Origin of the sequence: Streptomyces daghestanicus, assembly GCF_020521275.1 — a bacterium.
Classification (GTDB): domain Bacteria; phylum Actinomycetota; class Actinomycetes; order Streptomycetales; family Streptomycetaceae; genus Streptomyces; species Streptomyces griseoviridis.
Genome location: NZ_BNDX01000016.1, coordinates 116,046 through 130,695 on the forward strand (window position 1 = coordinate 116,046; position 14,650 = coordinate 130,695).

Here is a 14,650-nt window from a genome sequence, read left to right on the forward strand (position 1 = left end):
GAAGGGTCAGCGGGAGCGGCCCGGCGCGGGCGCCGCCGTCGGGCTCTCGTGCTCCAGGAAGGACTCGGCGCGGGCCACGGCGTCCCGGGCGGGCAGCGCGCGGAACACCCAGGAGCGGTAGGACCAGAACCGGAACAGCGTGCCGAGGCCGATGCCGAGGAACTTGAAGATGTTGCTCTGCAGCGGGCTGTCCCAGCCGAAGCCGTACGTCGCCGTGAACAGCACGCCGTTCTCGATCACCAGGCCGACCGCGCTGAACAGCAGGAAGAGCGACATCTCCTTGGTACGGCGGCTCTTGTCGCGGTCCCGGTAGGTGAAGTAGCGAAAGCCCAGGTAGTTGAAGACGATCGCGACGACCGTGGCGACGATGCTGGCCCGCACCACCTGGAGGTCGGTGGAGTGCCGGACCAGGTTGAAGACGAGGAGGTTGACCAGGACGCCCGCGCCGCCCACCGCGCCGAACTTCACCACCTCGCGGACGAGCCCGGCCACGCGCTGCCGGAAGGCGCCCGGGGGCGCGGGAGGCGCCGGTGGCACCGAGGAACCATGTCCCATGCTCGTGCAGGCCCCCGTCCGTCGTCGGCGTCAACCCAGCCATGCTAACCACCCGCCCGCGCGAATTTCCTGTGGACGACCGGCCGGGAGCCGGGCGAGCGGGGGCCCGGACCGGCGAAAACGGCCGGGAAGCGGCCTCCCTCCGGGCTGCCGATACGCTAGGGGCGTGACGTTTCCGGTAGTCGGCATGGTCGGCGGGGGCCAGCTCGCGCGTATGACGCACGAAGCGGGCATCCCGTTGGGCATCAGGTTCAAGCTCCTCAGTGACACTCCTCAGGACTCCGCGGCCCAGGTGGTGAGCGATGTCGTCGTCGGCGACTACCGCGACCTGGACACGCTCCGCGAGTTCGCGCGCGGCTGTGACGTGATCACCTTCGATCACGAGCACGTGCCCACCGAGCACCTCCGCGCCCTGGAGGCGGACGGCATCCCCGTCCGCCCCGGCCCGGACGCGCTGGTGCACGCCCAGGACAAGGGCGTGATGCGGGCGAAGCTCATGGAGATCGGGGTGCCGTGCCCGCGGCACCGGATCGTCCGCGATCCGGCCGACGTGGCCGCGTTCGCGGCGGAGGGCGACGGTTTTCCGGTCGTTCTCAAGACGGTCCGCGGCGGGTACGACGGCAAGGGCGTGTGGGTCGTGGACTCCGCCGAGGAGGCCGCCGAGCCGTTCCGCGCGGGCGTTCCCGTCCTCGCCGAGGAGAAGGTCGACTTCGTCCGCGAGCTGGCCGCCAACGTCGTCCGCTCCCCGCACGGCCAGGCCGTCGCCTACCCGGTGGTGGAGTCCCGGCAGGTGAACGGCGTGTGCGACACGGTCATCGCCCCCGCCCCCGGACTGGACGAGGAGCTGGCGCTCAGGGCCGAGGAGATGGCCCTCGGCATCGCCAAGGAACTCGGCGTGGTCGGCCACCTCGCCGTCGAGCTGTTCCAGACCCGCGACGGCCGCGTCCTCGTCAACGAACTGGCGATGCGCCCGCACAACTCCGGCCACTGGTCCATGGACGGCGCGATCACCTCGCAGTTCGCCAACCACGTCCGCGCCGTCCTCGACCTCCCGCTGGGCGACCCGCGCCCCCGCGCGCCCTGGACGGTCATGGTCAACGTCCTCGGCGGCGACTACCCGGACATGTACTCCGCGTACCTGCACTGCATGGCCCGCGACCCCCAGCTGAAGATCCACATGTACGGCAAGGACGTGAAGCCCGGCCGCAAGGTCGGCCACGTCAACACCTACGGCGCCGACCTGGACGACGTACTGGAACGCGCCCGGCACGCGGCCGGCTACCTGAGAGGCACGATCACCGAATGAGCCCTGTTGTCGGCATCGTCATGGGGTCGGACTCCGACTGGCCCGTCATGGAGGCCGCCGCGAAGGCCCTCGACGAGTTCGAGATCGCCTACGAGGTCGACGTCGTCTCCGCCCACCGGATGCCGCGGGAGATGGTCGCGTACGGCGAGCACGCCGCGGACCGGGGGCTGAAGGCGATCATCGCGGGCGCGGGCGGTGCCGCTCACCTGCCCGGCATGCTCGCCTCCGTCACCCCGCTTCCGGTCATCGGCGTGCCCGTGCCGCTGAAGTACCTCGACGGCATGGACTCCCTGCTGTCGATCGTGCAGATGCCGGCCGGGGTGCCCGTCGCGACCGTCTCGGTCGGCGGCGCCCGCAACGCCGGGCTGCTCGCCGCCCGCATCCTCGCCGCGCACGACGAGGAGCTGCTCGGCCGGATGCGCGAGTTCCAGCAGGAGCTGAACGACCAGGCCACCGAGAAGGGCAGGCGGCTGCGGACCAAGGTGGAGGGATCGGCCTCCTTCGGTTTCGGGAAGTAGGTCCCCATGACCTCACTGGAGAAGGCCCGGGAGCTCCTGCGCGAGTTCCCCGTCGTCGACGGCCACAACGACCTGCCCTGGGCGCTGCGCGAGCAGGTCCGTTACGACCTCGACGCCCGTGACATCGCCGCCGACCAGTCCGCGCACCTGCACACCGACCTCGCCCGGCTGCGGGCGGGCGGCGTCGGCGCGCAGTACTGGTCGGTGTACGTCCGCTCCGACCAGCCCGGCGCGCTCGCCGCGACGCTGGAGCAGATCGACTGCGTGACGCAGCTCATCGACCGCCACCCCGGCGAGCTGCGGGCCGCCCTGACCGCCGCCGACATGGAGGCCGCGCGGGCCGAGGGCCGGATCGCGTCGCTGATGGGCGCGGAGGGCGGCCACTCCATCGAGAACTCCCTCGCGGCGCTGCGCGGGCTGTACGCGCTCGGCGTGCGGTACATGACGCTCACCCACAACGACAACGTGGCGTGGGCGGACTCCGCGACCGACGCGCCCGGCGTCGGCGGCCTGTCGGCGTTCGGCCGCGAGGTCGTCCGGGAGATGAACCGGCTGGGCATGCTGGTGGACCTCTCGCACGTCGCCGCGTCGACCATGCGGGACGCGCTGGACACCTCCACCGCGCCGGTGATCTTCTCGCACTCCTCCGCGCGGGCCGTGTGCGACCACCCCCGCAACATCCCCGACGACGTGCTGGAGCGGCTGCCCGCCAACGGCGGCGTGGCGATGGTGACGTTCGTGCCGAAGTTCGTCCTCCAGGCGGCCGTGGACTGGACGGCCGCCGCCGACGAGAACATGCGGGCGCACGGCTTCCACCCGCTGGACTCCGGGCCGGACGCGATGAAGGTGCACCGCGCCTTCGAGGAGAGCCGGCCGCGTCCGGTGGCCACCGTCGCCACGGTCGCCGACCACCTCGACCACATGCGCGAGGTCGCCGGCGTCGACCACCTCGGCATCGGCGGCGACTACGACGGCACGCCGTTCACCCCGGCCGGCCTCGACGACGTCTCCGGGTACCCGAACCTCATCGCGGAGCTGCTCGACCGCGGCTGGTCCAAGGCCGACCTGGCCAAGCTGACCTGGAAGAACGCGGTACGGGTGCTGGGCGCCGCGGAGGACGTGGCCCGTTCGCTGCGGGCCACCCGCGGCCCGTCCAACGCCACGCCGGACGCGCTCGACGGCTGAGCCGGCCGGGACACCGGGGGGTACGCCGGGCGGCGTACCCCCTAACGCCTTACCCACCAGGAAGCGCCCCGTGCCCCGTGCGACGGTGTCGGTATCGCACGACGACCGTACGGAGCCCGCCATGGCAGACCTCCAGGACGACCTGCACCCGAGCACCGAGGCCGGCGAGCTCGACGACCTGCCCGCGTCCTTCCCCGCCGAAGTGCTCGCCCCGGAGCCCTACACACCCGTCTCCGATCCGGACGACACTCCCCTTCGGCGGGCGCAGGCCGTCCTGGCCGCCCATCCGGTCGCCGACGGCTACAGCGGACTGCCCTGGGCGCTCAAGCACCTGCCCTGGTACGACCTGGAGATCGGTGAGAGCGCCGTCGACACCGACATCCCCCGGCTCCGCGAGGGACACGTCGGCGCGCTGTTCGCCTCCCTGCACCTGCCCGACGCCGTCACCGGCGACCGGGCCGTCGGCGCCACCATGGAGCAGCTCGACCTGGTCAAGACGGTCGTCCGGGAGCACCCCGAGGGGCTGCGCCTCGCCCATGACGCGGGGGAGGCCATCGACGCCCGCAACTGCGGCCGGGTCGCCGTGCTGCCGGGACCCGCCGGCGCCGCCGCCCTCGGCGACTCCCTCGGCATCCTGCGCTCGCTGCACCTGCTCGGCCTGCGCGTGCTCACCCTGACCGGCGCGAGCTGGGCGGGCGGGCCCGGACTGACCCGGTTCGGCGAGGAGGTCGTCCGGGAGATGAACCGGCTCGGCGTGATCATCGACCTCTCCGGGGCGTCGCCGGGGACCTTCCGCCGTACCTTCGCCGTCTCCAAGGCGCCCGCGCTGTGCACCCGCTCGGCGGCCCGCGCGCTGCGTCCGCACCCCGCGAACCTCCCCGACGACCTGCTGGCCGAGCTGGGCGCGGCCGGCGGGCTGTGCATGGTGCCGCTGACCGCCGAGCAGACCGGCCCGACCGTCCGCGACGTCGCCGACCACCTCGACCACGTCCGCGAGGTCGCCGGGGCGGGGGGCGTCGGCCTGTCCGGCACGTACGACACCGGCATCGCGCACCCGCAGGAGCTGGGCGACGCCTCCTGCTACCCCCGGCTCGTCGCGGAGCTGCTGCGGCGCGGCTGGGAGGAGGCCGATGTCGCCCTGCTGACCTGGGGGAACGTCCAGCGGGTGCTGCGCGGCGCGGCGTTCACCGCCCGCGCGTTCCAGACCCGGCGGCAGCCGTCGACCGCGTCGATCGCGGACCTGGACGGCTGACGCCGGCGACCGGCCGCCCGGTCAGGGGCGCTCGATCCGGCAGAGGCAGAAGGGGTGTCCCGCCGGGTCGGCGTAGACGACGAAGTCCCTCTTCTCCTTGTCCTCCTTGTCCAGCACCCGCGCGCCGAGGGCGAGGACCTTCTCCTCGGCGGCGTCCATCTCCTCCCAGGTCGCGCCGCCGTCGAGGTCCAGATGGAACTGCTGGGCGTTGCGGTCGGAGCGCGGCCATTCCGGCGGGGTCAGGCCGGGGGCCCGCTGGAAGGAGAGCCGGGGGCCGCCCGGGACCTCCAGGACCACCCAGTCCGGGTCCTCCTCCTCGGGCGTGCCGCCCACCACCTGGGCGTAGAAACGGGCCAGTTCGAGGGGCTCGGGGCAGTCGAGCACGACGGAACGGAAACGTACGGCGGATGCCATGGACGGGACCTCCCGGGTCAGCCGGCGCAGAGACAGAACGGGTGCCCGGCGGGGTCCGCGTAAACGCGGAAGGACCGGGTGCGGTCCTCCGTCTCCAGCGGCGTCGCGCCGAGCGCGAGGACGGCCCGCTCGGCCGCGTCCAGGTCGGGCACGTCCAGGTCGAGGTGGAACTGCTGGGAGTGCTCGGGTGAGGGCCACTTCGGCGGGACGAACCCGGGGGCGGCCTGGAAGGCCAGCGTCTGTCCGCCCGCAAGCGTCAGATCCACCCACTCGCCCTGGTCCCGCACCGTCCCGCCGAGCACCTCGGCGTAGAACGCGGCCAGGGCGTGGGGATCGGGGCAGTCCAGGACGACGGCGCCCAGTTCGGCGACAGCCATGACTTCCTCCTCGGAGCCTCGTGGTTACCGGCAGGCCCCGGTAACCGGTAACGGTTACCCCATGGTCCCGTAAAAGCGGTAACGTCGCAAGCATGAGTGAGAGGTCGCCCGCGCCGGGAGGGCTGGCGCTGGTCCAGGCCCTGGTGAACACGCTGGACGTCGAGACGGGCGCCGACTCGCTGGACACGCCCGGGGGGCGCGCGCCGTTCGGCCTCACCGCGGACGAGGTGCCCGCCGCCGTGGAGCTGCGCGAGTCGCTGCGGGCGGCGCTGCTCGCCCACGCCGGCCATCCGCCGCACCGTGCGGTGACCCCGCTGGCCGACCTGCTGGCCGGGGCCCCGCTGCGGGTGGCGGTCGATCCGGCCGACGGCACCGCCGTACTGCTCCCCGCCGGGCCCGACTCCCTGGCCGGACGGGTCGCCGCCGCCGTCGCCGAGGCGCTGGTCGCGGGCACCTGGACCCGGCTGAAGGCGTGCGAGGCGGCCGACTGCCTCTGGGCGTACTACGACCGCAGTCCGGCCGGCCGCGGCCGCTGGTGCTCGATGCGGGTGTGCGGGGCCCGCGCGAAGATGCGCCGATACCGGGCCAAGGGGGCGTGACGCGCCGTCCGTCCCCGTGCGGCAGAATGCGCCCGGACGCCGGTCCGGCCGACTGAGCCCCGGCCGGACCGGCGTGCCCGCCGCGTCCACCAGGGCTGTGCCGTCAGGCGGTCGGGCGGCCCATCGCGCGGTACGTCCAGCCGGCCCGGCGCCAGACCTCGGGGTCCAGGGCGTTGCGCCCGTCCAGGATCACCCGGGCGCCCGCGACCTCGCCGAGCGCCGCCGCGTCCAGCTCGCGGAACTCCCGCCACTCCGTCAGGTGCAGCACCACGTCGGCGCCGCGCACCGCGTCCGTCGCGGTCTCGGCGTACCCGAGGGTCGGGAAGAGCCGCCGCGCGTTCGCCATGCCCTTGGGGTCGTACACCGTGACCTGGCCGCCCTGGAGGTGGATCTGCCCGGCGACGTTTAGCGCGGGCGAGTCCCGTACGTCGTCGGAGTCGGGCTTGAAGGTGGCGCCGAGGACCGCGACCCGCTTGCCGAGGAACGGGCCGCCGCCCAGCGCCTCCCGGGTCAGCTCGACCATCCGGCCGCGCTGGCGCATGTTGATGGAGTCGATCTCGCGCAGGAAGGTCAGCGCCTGGTCGGCGCCCAGCTCCCCGGCGCGCGCCATGAACGCCCGGATGTCCTTGGGCAGGCACCCGCCGCCGAAGCCGATCCCGGCCCGCAGGAACTTCTTGCCGATCCGGTCGTCGTACCCGATCGCCTCCGCCAGCTTGGCGACGTCGCCGTCGGCGGCCTCGCACACCTCCGCCATGGCGTTGATGAAGGAGATCTTGGTGGCGAGGAAGGAGTTCGCGGAGGTCTTCACCAGCTCGGCGGTCGGGAAGTCGGTCACCACGAACGGCGAGCCCTCCCCGACCGGCGTCGCGTACACCTCGCGCAGCAGCTTCTCCGCCCGGTCGCTGCGCACGCCGACCACGATCCGGTCCGGGTGCAGGGTGTCCTGGACGGCGAAGCCCTCGCGGAGGAACTCCGGGTTCCAGGCCAGCTCGGCGTCGCCGCCCGCCGGGGCGTGCTCGGCGAGGTAGGCGGCCAGCCGGTCGGCCGACCCGACCGGCACCGTCGACTTGCCGACGACCAGCGCGGAGCCGCGCAGGTGCGGGGCGAGGGAGGCCAGCGCCGACTCCACGTAGCTCATGTCGCAGGCGTACTCGCCGTGCTTCTGCGGGGTGTTGACGCACAGGAAGTGCACGTCACCGAAGGCGGCGACCTCCGCGAAGTCGGTGGTGAAGCGCAGCCGCCCGCTGGAGCCCTCGATCCCGGCGACGTGCCGGCGCAGCAGCTCCTCCAGGCCCGGCTCGTACATCGGGACCTCGCCGCGCCGCAGCATCTCGATCTTCTCCGGCACCACGTCCAGGCCCATGACCTCGAAGCCCAGCTCCGCCATGGCCGCCGCGTGGGTCGCGCCGAGGTAGCCGGTGCCGATCACGGTGATCTTGAGGGCCATGGGTGCTCCAGGGATGTACGGCGGGCGTGCGGGAGCGAGCATAACCGGGGGCGTGGCGCCGGCCTCGGACGGGCAGCCTGCCGCTGTCGGCAAGCTCACCTACCCACGACCGGCGACCCCGCCCTAAAATCGGGGTTACTTAACAGTAGTTAGCGTCATGACCGCATCGTTCTGGAGCGTGAGAGACCTTGGCCGGATCGGCTGACTTCGACCTGTACCGCCCGTCCGAGGAGCACGACATGCTCCGCGACGCCGTCCGCTCGCTGGCCGAGGCGAAGATCGCGCCGTACGCCGCAGCGGTGGACGAGGAGGCCCGCTTCCCGCGCGAGGCGCTGGACGCCCTGACCGCGAACGACCTGCACGCCGTGCACGTCCCCGAGTCCTACGGCGGCGCGGGCGCCGACGCGCTGGCCACCGTGATCGTCATCGAGGAGGTGGCCCGCGTCTGCGCGTCCTCCTCCCTCATCCCGGCGGTGAACAAGCTCGGCTCCCTCCCGGTGATCCTCTCCGGCTCCGAGGAGCTGAAGAAGAAGTACCTGGGCCCGCTCGCCAAGGGCGACGCGATGTTCTCGTACTGCCTCTCCGAGCCGGACGCGGGCTCGGACGCGGCCGGCATGAAGACGAAGGCGGTCCGCGACGGCGACTTCTACGTCCTCAACGGCGTGAAGCGCTGGATCACCAACGCGGGCGAGTCCGAGTTCTACACGGTGATGGCCGTGACCGACCCGGAGAAGCGTTCCAAGGGCATCTCCGCCTTCGTCGTGGAGAAGTCCGACGAGGGCGTATCCTTCGGCGCCCCGGAGAAGAAGCTCGGCATCAAGGGCTCCCCGACCCGCGAGGTCTACCTCGACAACGTCCGCATCCCCGCCGACCGCATGATCGGCGCCGAGGGCACCGGCTTCGCGACGGCGATGAAGACCCTCGACCACACCCGCATCACCATCGCCGCCCAGGCCCTCGGCATCGCGCAGGGCGCGCTGGACTACGCCAAGGGCTACGTGAAGGAGCGCAAGCAGTTCGGCAAGCCGGTCGCGGACTTCCAGGGCATCCAGTTCATGCTCGCCGACATGGCCATGAAGATCGAGGCGGCCCGTCAGCTGACGTACGCGGCGGCGGCCAAGTCCGAGCGCGTCGCCGCCGGAGGCGGAGAAGGTGACCTCACCTTCCAGGGCGCGGCGGCCAAGTGCTTCGCCTCGGACGTGGCGATGGAGGTCACCACGGACGCGGTGCAGCTCCTCGGCGGGTACGGCTACACGCGGGACTACCCGGTGGAGCGGATGATGCGCGACGCGAAGATCACCCAGATTTATGAAGGGACGAACCAGGTTCAGCGGATCGTCATGGCCAGGAACCTTCCGTAGCAGGGTTTTTGCAGGTCAGAGGTGGTTCCGAGGCTCCGGAGGAGCGCTCTCGGCTTTCTGCCCGTTGCGGCCTGATCAGGGCCGTTCATGGGCGTCATGCTGGGGGAGTCCTGGGGAGCTGGCGACTCGAAAACGCCCGCTGACCAGCACGAACGAACACAGCCCCCGGTGAGTTGCCGGGGGCTGTTGTCGTGTGGGGATCAGGCGACCCGACATGGCGGCGGCCCTGATGCCTCTGGCACGGCCAACAGGCCGGGCAGTTCCTAAGTCGTTATGAGGCTCTGCGGACACCTCCCTGTGAGAGGGACAACGTAGAGAAGCACTTCCCTCCTTGCTTCCTACTTGCATCGTTCACAGTGGGGGCAAGGGGGGCAGTCCGGGTCCGGATCGAAATGCACGGCGGCCGGGCCACGTCCTCCCAGGTGCTCCCCTGCGTGGGAGCGACCGCGGCTGAGGTCAAGGCACTGCCCGGAATCGTCATCACCGTGGAACGGGCGGGGAAGACCGGCCGACCGGCCACCGTCTTCTCACTCCGTGACGACACTTCCCGTCACGCTGCGCCGCAGCCGGCCCGCACCTACAGCAACAAGAACCGGGACACTTCTCGTCACGCGGAGGCCCAGCCGGCCAGCGCGGAACGTGAGCAGAACCGTGCCCGGGTCGCCCGCCTGGACGCCTACCGTGTGGAACCCAAGCAGGCCGCCTCTGAGCCCGAGCAGCAACCAAAGGGGCCGGAACCACTCTCGGACTTCAACCCCTTCCGCGCCCTGCTGTGACCAACCACAGAAGCCCCGGCCACGTCGGCCGGGCTTCTTTCGTTGCCTCGACTACGCCAGTGGGCAGGGCAGCTCAGGCATCGAGCGGTTCGGAGAGCACGTCACCACCGCCAGGGACAGATACGAGGGGCGCTCCAGATAGAAGCCATAGGACACATCCGTACCCGAGTGCAGTTGCTCAGCAGCAGCGCTCACCAGTCGGGCCAGGCGGGTTGTGTCCCGGTCACGCTCAGAGGCGAACCGGGGCGCGAGCTCAGTCAGCCGTTCCCCGATCCATCCCGCTGCTTCCTTGGCCTCGTCCCAGGTGCCACGGACTAACGAACAGGGCTTGATGAGCCAGTACGCCGTCTCCAGCGGTGGCAGATCAGACGTGGGGAACTCCGCTGCCACCTCTCGGTAGCGCTGGATCAGTTCGGGCTTGCTTCCGGGCGGTGGCGGCTCGGGGTGCGGGGGCCGCCGTAGGGCTTCCTGGTCGAAGCGTTCTCTCGGGCCGACCCACAGATAGCCGTGATGGTGGTGCACCAGTCGATTACCGTTCGGTGGTGGGGGTTGCGCCACCAACCGGCCCGGCTTGTGTGGAGGGGAGGCCGGGCCGGTTGGCCAGGGAGGAGGGTCAGACGTTCAGACCGAATCGCGCCGGGTCGATCCCGGCCGCGTCCAGTTCCTCCGTGGTGAACCGCAGCGGCTGCGCGTCCGGCCGCTTGCTGTCGCCCAGAGCCCAGGCGTCGTCACCGATCCGGGCCAGGGTCACGCACCCTTCGGTGCAGGGGCCGCCGCACGCCTTCACGAACGAGGCCCCGTCGATGTCGAGCGCGTACAGGTCGGTTCCGTCCAGCATCACTGCACCTTCCTGCTAACTGATCGCGGCCAGGGCTGACCGCCGCCGCCCGTTCGGGCGGGAGTCAAAGGGGAGAGCCGCTCAGCGGTCGGAACGCTTGCCGGACTCGGCGCACCGCGCGCACTTGCACGGCGGCCACGCTGACGTCATCGAAGGTGCCAGATCCTCGCTCGCCGGCACTGCCCGCTCGGGCTCCCACGTTCGCCCGGAGTCACGGGAAACGCGCATCGTCATCAGCGGTCGATCAGTGAACAGCCGCTGCGCCGCTCCCCTGCGCGTCACTCGTGCGCCTCAGCTTGGTGGCGGCGGAGCCTCACGTTGCCGTCTGAAACCCCGCTGTGGTCCCCTGCGAATCGCGCGTTCTCGCGAGCGACCGAGAGTGAGAGGCAGGTACGGCAACCAGGCTTAGGAGATGGCTCACTTCGCCCCTCCATCAGGCTGATTGCCGATGCGGTCGACACTGGATCGGAAGTTCTCTCTTCGCTCCCCATGACGCCATGGTCGGCTGGCCGAGGGCGTTCCTCTAGGGTGTTTCCTGTTCTCGCAAAAAGTCGTTTCGGATGTCTTCGAGCAGGCCCCGCATTCGGTCACCTGACAGAGCTACGGCTGCGAACCCATCAAACTTACCTACGTACAGCCCAACGTCTCTGGGGTCCGTAACGACGATTTCAGCGTGCACGGTCTCTATCGTCACCATGTGGTCATCGCGAATGACGAATGCGTGATTGGCGATGTCCCGTTGTTGAACAGCCAGGGGTACGACTCGAATATCCACGTGAGACAGACGCGATATGGAGGCGATGCGGTCGAGTTGCGCCGCCATCATCTGTGGGGGGATGATTCTCCACCTCAACACGGGTTCTGTGATGACGAACTGAAGTGATTTCGTGCTGTCATAGAGAACCGCTTGCCGTTCAAGTCTTCCGTTGATCGTGCGCGTGACGGCGTCTTCACTCAGGTTGTGCCGTTTCAGAACGGCGCGGATGTACTCGGGGGTTTGAAGCAGGCCGGGGACCAGGGCCGGTTGAAAGAGCCGCAGCGTCGACATCTGGGTTTCCAGGGCCTTGGCGGCTTGCTGCCCTTTGTGGACGCCGATGCGCTTCAGTAGCCGCCACGCTGTCGCTTCCGTCGCCGATGCTCGGGCAGCCTCCGTGTACGCGGCCTTGACCTCATCTGAGACGCCGATGGCGGTCAGGATGCGTTCAACGTCCGTGGCGCTCGGTGCGAGCTTGGCATTCTCGATCTTGGACAGCTTGGACGGAGACATGAGGGCGCTGCGGGCCACTGCCTTGGCTTCCTTTCCGGATGCCATGCGCAGCGCCCGCAGCGCGGCCCCAATCTGTGCTCTGTTCACGCCCCGTACTTGGCCCACCATTCGGTGAATGGTTCCGCGTGCGCAAGTGCCGTGTCACGGTACCTGACGAACTCTGCTGCCCGGTCTGGCTCCAGTACCTGCGAACCCAGGTACTTTCCTGCCCCGTCGTAGTTCATCACGGCCACGGACTTCGAGTCGAAGCACCAGAAGTCCGGCACGCCGGGCAGGGGATTGGGTTTGTCGGTGATGTCGAGGATGAAGAACTCTTCGCCCCCGGTCATGTTTTTCCGGTAGCCCCACCCGAGTTCGAAGCAAAGATAGTCCGTGAGCGGGCGCGACAGAAGGTGCACCCTATAGACCCGCTTTCCCTTTTCGGTGTGCGAGCGCAGTTCCTCCACCCACCCGGCGTTGTAGTCATCCGGCTGCGGCTCTCCGGCCAGGTAGGCGTGGTACGCGTCCACATTCCCGGACTTGCTGTAGTCGTCCAGGGTCTCCAGGCGGAAAGCCTCATACTCGAACGAGTCGAAGAGGTCACCGAGGGTCTTAGATGAGGTTGTCACGGACGGCCTTCTGGAGCAGTTCCATCGGGATCTCGACCAGGGTTTCGTGAGCGGGAATCTGAAGCCCGTGGCCGGTCGGCGTCTCGCCTTGCACCAGGAAGGTGCCACGATCCGTCGCGTAGATCGTCGGGCAGTCCTTGATGTCGCACGTGCTGACCAGCTTGGTGACCTTCATGGTCCGGGTTCCCCTCTCCCACGCTGCTGCCAGTTCCCGGCATCTGGGTTGATGCTCCCGAGGCCGGGACGCGCGGGTCAAGCGATCACGGTTGACGGAACGGGAAACCGCGTAACCTCCCGCATGCCTGCTCGTCCACTGCCCATCCGGTTGTGCCTCTGCTGCGGCTGGTCCCACCTGGACAGACTCTTGACCATCATGGGGAAATGCTGGGGAGCCTCCCTCTGGGAGGGGTGCTCGCCCAGGTCACGGCCGTATGGTCTGTGAAGCACCCAGATTTATGAAGGCACGAATCAGGTTCAGCGGATCGTGATGGCGCGCAACCTGCCGTAGCGATCACCGGGACGGGGGCGGGTGGTCGGCCGTGGAGGTCGAGATCGAGCGGGTCCTGCGGGAGACGGCCGGGAACATCGCGCCCGGTGTGCCCTACGCCCTGAAGGCGACGGCGGCCCGGCTGGCCGGGGAACCGGACCTCGGGGTGCCGTCCGCCCTGCCCGGCATCCTCAGCCTGCGGGTCGACGGCGACCTGTTCGAGGACTGCCCCGACCTGGACATCGGGTACATCCGGGAGCCCGACCGGATCCGGATCCGGTTCGTACGGGCGCTGGACCCGGAGCCGGTCCCCGAGGCCGGCGCGGACGGCGGGAAGCCCGCGACCGCCGGGACCGGCGCGGACCGGCCGGCGCCCCGGCCCGGCCCCGCAGCCGAGGCGGTCGCCGTCCGGCAGGTCGCCGACGCCTGGGGCCGGGTCACCGGCTGGCTGCGGGACCACGCCCCCGGTTCCTACGCGGCCCTCCGCCCCGGCGCGGGACCCGCCGCCCTGGCCGCCCTCGAAGCCGGCCTCGGCCGGCCGGTCCCCGTGGAGCTGCGCGTCCTGTGGCTGCTGACCGCCGGGGACGACGGGGTCGACGGCGGGGGATGCCTGCCCGGCAACGAGGCGCTGATGCCGCTGGAGACCGTGGCCGACCAGTACCGGACGCGGCGCGCGATCCCCGGGTGGCGGGCGTCCTGGATTCCCGTCGTCGCGCGCGGCACGGCCGACACCACCTCGGGCCTGTACCTGGACGCCGAGACCGGCTGCCTGGGCCGCTGGTCCCGCTACGACGAGCCGCCCGCCGAGGAGCCGGACACGCTGGTCACCTATCTGGAGGAGACCGCCGACATGCTCCGGGCGCCGGCCCTGGCCACCCGGGACCGGCCCGGTCTGGCCGGCGGCGTCCTGAGGTGGGCCGGCGGACTCGCCCCCGGGCGGGAAGGGGACTGGCGCCCGCTGACCGGCTGACCGCCCGGTACCCCCGTACCGCCGGTTCCGCTCAGTCCTCGATGCCCTCCGCCGCCCGGCGCTCCCGCAGTTCCATGATCGCGCGGCGGCGGGCCAGGCGGTGGGTGCGGCGGATCTGCGCCTCCTGCCAGCGCCGCTCGTCCCGCTCGGTCTCCGGCAGCACCGGCGGCACCCGGCGCGGCCTGCCGTCGGCGTCCACCGCGGCGAAGACCAGGTAGGCCGAGCCGACCTGGGTGGGCGGCGCGGACTCGTTCCAGCGCTCGGCCAGCACCCGCACCCCGACCTCCATCGAGGTCCGCCCGGTCCAGTTGACCTGGGCCTTCACATGGACGAGGTCACCGACCCTGACCGGTTCGAGGAACGCCATCTCGTCCATCGACGCGGTGACGGCGGGTCCGCCCGAGTGGCGCCCGGCGACCGCGCCGGCCGCGTCGTCCACCAGTTTCATGATCACGCCGCCGTGCACCGTGCCCAGCAGGTTGGTGTCGCTGTGGGTCATGATGTGGCTCAGGGTGGTGCGGGAGGCCGAGGTCGGCTTGCCCGGGATCTCCGGCGCCGCCGGCCCGCCGGCCGAGGCCTGTTCTGCCTGGTCTGTCATGACCTCCACCTTATGCCGCGGCGACAACGGTGTGATTTGTGTCAGCTTCGCAACAGCACCGCCCTGATTTTCCGACGACCCTTGTATGGGGC

At 70.7% G+C, this 14,650-nt stretch carries 18 protein-coding genes; 8 read left to right on the plus strand and 10 right to left on the minus strand.

Annotation, left to right across the window (positions count from 1 at the left end):
* Positions 1 to 6: 6 nt before the first annotated feature.
* A complete protein-coding gene (locus tag Sdagh_RS27380) occupies positions 7 to 555 on the minus strand; it encodes a GtrA family protein (RefSeq protein WP_189414754.1) in 549 nt (182 codons plus the stop codon).
* Positions 556 to 721: 166 nt separating this feature from the next.
* Here Sdagh_RS27380 and Sdagh_RS27385 point away from each other — a divergent pair, with 166 nt between their 5' ends.
* From Sdagh_RS27385 to Sdagh_RS27400, 4 genes are all read left to right on the plus strand, one after another.
* Entirely contained in the window at positions 722 to 1,861 is a 1,140-nt protein-coding gene (locus tag Sdagh_RS27385) for a 5-(carboxyamino)imidazole ribonucleotide synthase (protein WP_189414755.1), read from the plus strand.
* The gene (gene purE / locus Sdagh_RS27390) at positions 1,858 to 2,379 is read left to right on the plus strand and encodes a 5-(carboxyamino)imidazole ribonucleotide mutase (RefSeq protein ID WP_190076578.1); all 522 of its coding nucleotides are present in this window, start codon (positions 1,858 to 1,860) and stop codon (positions 2,377 to 2,379) included. Before Sdagh_RS27385 ends, purE begins: the two co-directional genes overlap by 4 nt.
* A gap of 6 nt (positions 2,380 to 2,385) precedes the next feature.
* Entirely contained in the window at positions 2,386 to 3,564 is a 1,179-nt protein-coding gene (locus Sdagh_RS27395) for a dipeptidase (protein WP_189414757.1), read from the plus strand.
* A gap of 121 nt (positions 3,565 to 3,685) precedes the next feature.
* Complete coding sequence (locus tag Sdagh_RS27400) at positions 3,686 to 4,816, plus strand: dipeptidase (RefSeq protein WP_190076577.1); 1,131 nt, start codon at positions 3,686 to 3,688, stop codon at positions 4,814 to 4,816.
* Positions 4,817 to 4,837: 21 nt separating this feature from the next.
* Here Sdagh_RS27400 and Sdagh_RS27405 read toward each other — a convergent pair whose 3' ends face one another.
* Entirely contained in the window at positions 4,838 to 5,230 is a 393-nt protein-coding gene (locus Sdagh_RS27405) for a VOC family protein (protein WP_189414759.1), read from the minus strand.
* 17 nt (positions 5,231 to 5,247) lie between these two features.
* Entirely contained in the window at positions 5,248 to 5,607 is a 360-nt protein-coding gene (locus tag Sdagh_RS27410) for a VOC family protein (protein ID WP_189414760.1), read from the minus strand.
* Between the two features lie 92 nt (positions 5,608 to 5,699).
* Between Sdagh_RS27410 and Sdagh_RS27415 the strand changes: the two genes are divergently transcribed.
* Positions 5,700 to 6,206, plus strand: coding sequence for a CGNR zinc finger domain-containing protein (locus tag Sdagh_RS27415; protein ID WP_189414761.1), 507 nt, complete (start codon positions 5,700 to 5,702; stop codon positions 6,204 to 6,206).
* 103 nt (positions 6,207 to 6,309) lie between these two features.
* On the opposite strand, the gene Sdagh_RS27420 is transcribed toward Sdagh_RS27415, so the two are convergent.
* Entirely contained in the window at positions 6,310 to 7,653 is a 1,344-nt protein-coding gene (locus Sdagh_RS27420; protein ID WP_189414762.1) for a UDP-glucose dehydrogenase family protein, read from the minus strand.
* A 188-nt stretch (positions 7,654 to 7,841) separates the two neighbouring features.
* Between Sdagh_RS27420 and Sdagh_RS27425 the strand changes: the two genes are divergently transcribed.
* Together Sdagh_RS27425 and Sdagh_RS27430 are read left to right on the plus strand one after the other, a co-directional pair.
* The gene (locus tag Sdagh_RS27425) at positions 7,842 to 9,014 is read left to right on the plus strand and encodes an acyl-CoA dehydrogenase family protein (protein ID WP_189414763.1); all 1,173 of its coding nucleotides are present in this window, start codon (positions 7,842 to 7,844) and stop codon (positions 9,012 to 9,014) included.
* Between the two features lie 434 nt (positions 9,015 to 9,448).
* Positions 9,449 to 9,790: a hypothetical protein gene (locus Sdagh_RS27430; protein ID WP_226535882.1), complete on the plus strand. Its 342-nt coding sequence runs from the start codon at positions 9,449 to 9,451 to the stop codon at positions 9,788 to 9,790.
* 51 nt (positions 9,791 to 9,841) lie between these two features.
* On the opposite strand, the gene Sdagh_RS27435 is transcribed toward Sdagh_RS27430, so the two are convergent.
* The 5 genes from Sdagh_RS27435 to Sdagh_RS27455 form a co-directional block, all read right to left on the minus strand.
* Entirely contained in the window at positions 9,842 to 10,312 is a 471-nt protein-coding gene (locus Sdagh_RS27435) for a hypothetical protein (protein ID WP_189414764.1), read from the minus strand.
* A 91-nt stretch (positions 10,313 to 10,403) separates the two neighbouring features.
* Positions 10,404 to 10,628 carry a DUF397 domain-containing protein gene (locus tag Sdagh_RS27440; protein WP_190076576.1) on the minus strand — a complete coding sequence of 75 codons (225 nt, stop codon included), beginning with the start codon at positions 10,626 to 10,628 and terminating at the stop codon, positions 10,404 to 10,406.
* 523 nt (positions 10,629 to 11,151) lie between these two features.
* The gene (locus Sdagh_RS27445; protein ID WP_189414766.1) at positions 11,152 to 11,982 is read right to left on the minus strand and encodes a helix-turn-helix domain-containing protein; all 831 of its coding nucleotides are present in this window, start codon (positions 11,980 to 11,982) and stop codon (positions 11,152 to 11,154) included.
* The gene (locus Sdagh_RS27450) at positions 11,979 to 12,503 is read right to left on the minus strand and encodes a DUF6879 family protein (protein WP_189414767.1); all 525 of its coding nucleotides are present in this window, start codon (positions 12,501 to 12,503) and stop codon (positions 11,979 to 11,981) included. The genes Sdagh_RS27445 and Sdagh_RS27450 overlap by 4 nt, the downstream gene beginning before the upstream one ends.
* Positions 12,487 to 12,678 (minus strand): hypothetical protein, encoded by a 192-nt coding sequence (locus Sdagh_RS27455; RefSeq protein ID WP_189414768.1) that lies wholly within the window; start codon positions 12,676 to 12,678, stop codon positions 12,487 to 12,489. The genes Sdagh_RS27450 and Sdagh_RS27455 overlap by 17 nt, the downstream gene beginning before the upstream one ends.
* Positions 12,679 to 13,042: 364 nt before the next feature.
* Here Sdagh_RS27455 and Sdagh_RS27460 point away from each other — a divergent pair, with 364 nt between their 5' ends.
* Positions 13,043 to 13,960: an SMI1/KNR4 family protein gene (locus Sdagh_RS27460; RefSeq protein WP_190076575.1), complete on the plus strand. Its 918-nt coding sequence runs from the start codon at positions 13,043 to 13,045 to the stop codon at positions 13,958 to 13,960.
* Positions 13,961 to 13,991: 31 nt separating this feature from the next.
* Here the strand turns inward: Sdagh_RS27460 and Sdagh_RS27465 are convergent, their stop codons facing one another.
* Complete coding sequence (locus Sdagh_RS27465) at positions 13,992 to 14,558, minus strand: acyl-CoA thioesterase (protein WP_190009221.1); 567 nt, start codon at positions 14,556 to 14,558, stop codon at positions 13,992 to 13,994.
* Positions 14,559 to 14,650 lie beyond the last annotated feature (92 nt).

Coding starts and splice junctions, on each gene's coding strand:
- Sdagh_RS27380 (WP_189414754.1), bottom strand. CDS start 555: ATGGGACATGGTTCCTCGGTGCCACCGGCGCCTCCCGCGCCCCCGGGC.
- purE (WP_190076578.1), top strand. CDS start 1,858: ATGAGCCCTGTTGTCGGCATCGTCATGGGGTCGGACTCCGACTGGCCC.
- Sdagh_RS27395 (WP_189414757.1), top strand. CDS start 2,386: ATGACCTCACTGGAGAAGGCCCGGGAGCTCCTGCGCGAGTTCCCCGTC.
- Sdagh_RS27400 (WP_190076577.1), top strand. CDS start 3,686: ATGGCAGACCTCCAGGACGACCTGCACCCGAGCACCGAGGCCGGCGAG.
- Sdagh_RS27405 (WP_189414759.1), bottom strand. CDS start 5,230: ATGGCATCCGCCGTACGTTTCCGTTCCGTCGTGCTCGACTGCCCCGAG.
- Sdagh_RS27410 (WP_189414760.1), bottom strand. CDS start 5,607: ATGGCTGTCGCCGAACTGGGCGCCGTCGTCCTGGACTGCCCCGATCCC.
- Sdagh_RS27415 (WP_189414761.1), top strand. CDS start 5,700: ATGAGTGAGAGGTCGCCCGCGCCGGGAGGGCTGGCGCTGGTCCAGGCC.
- Sdagh_RS27420 (WP_189414762.1), bottom strand. CDS start 7,653: ATGGCCCTCAAGATCACCGTGATCGGCACCGGCTACCTCGGCGCGACC.
- Sdagh_RS27440 (WP_190076576.1), bottom strand. CDS start 10,628: ATGCTGGACGGAACCGACCTGTACGCGCTCGACATCGACGGGGCCTCG.
- Sdagh_RS27455 (WP_189414768.1), bottom strand. CDS start 12,678: ATGAAGGTCACCAAGCTGGTCAGCACGTGCGACATCAAGGACTGCCCG.
- Sdagh_RS27465 (WP_190009221.1), bottom strand. CDS start 14,558: ATGACAGACCAGGCAGAACAGGCCTCGGCCGGCGGGCCGGCGGCGCCG.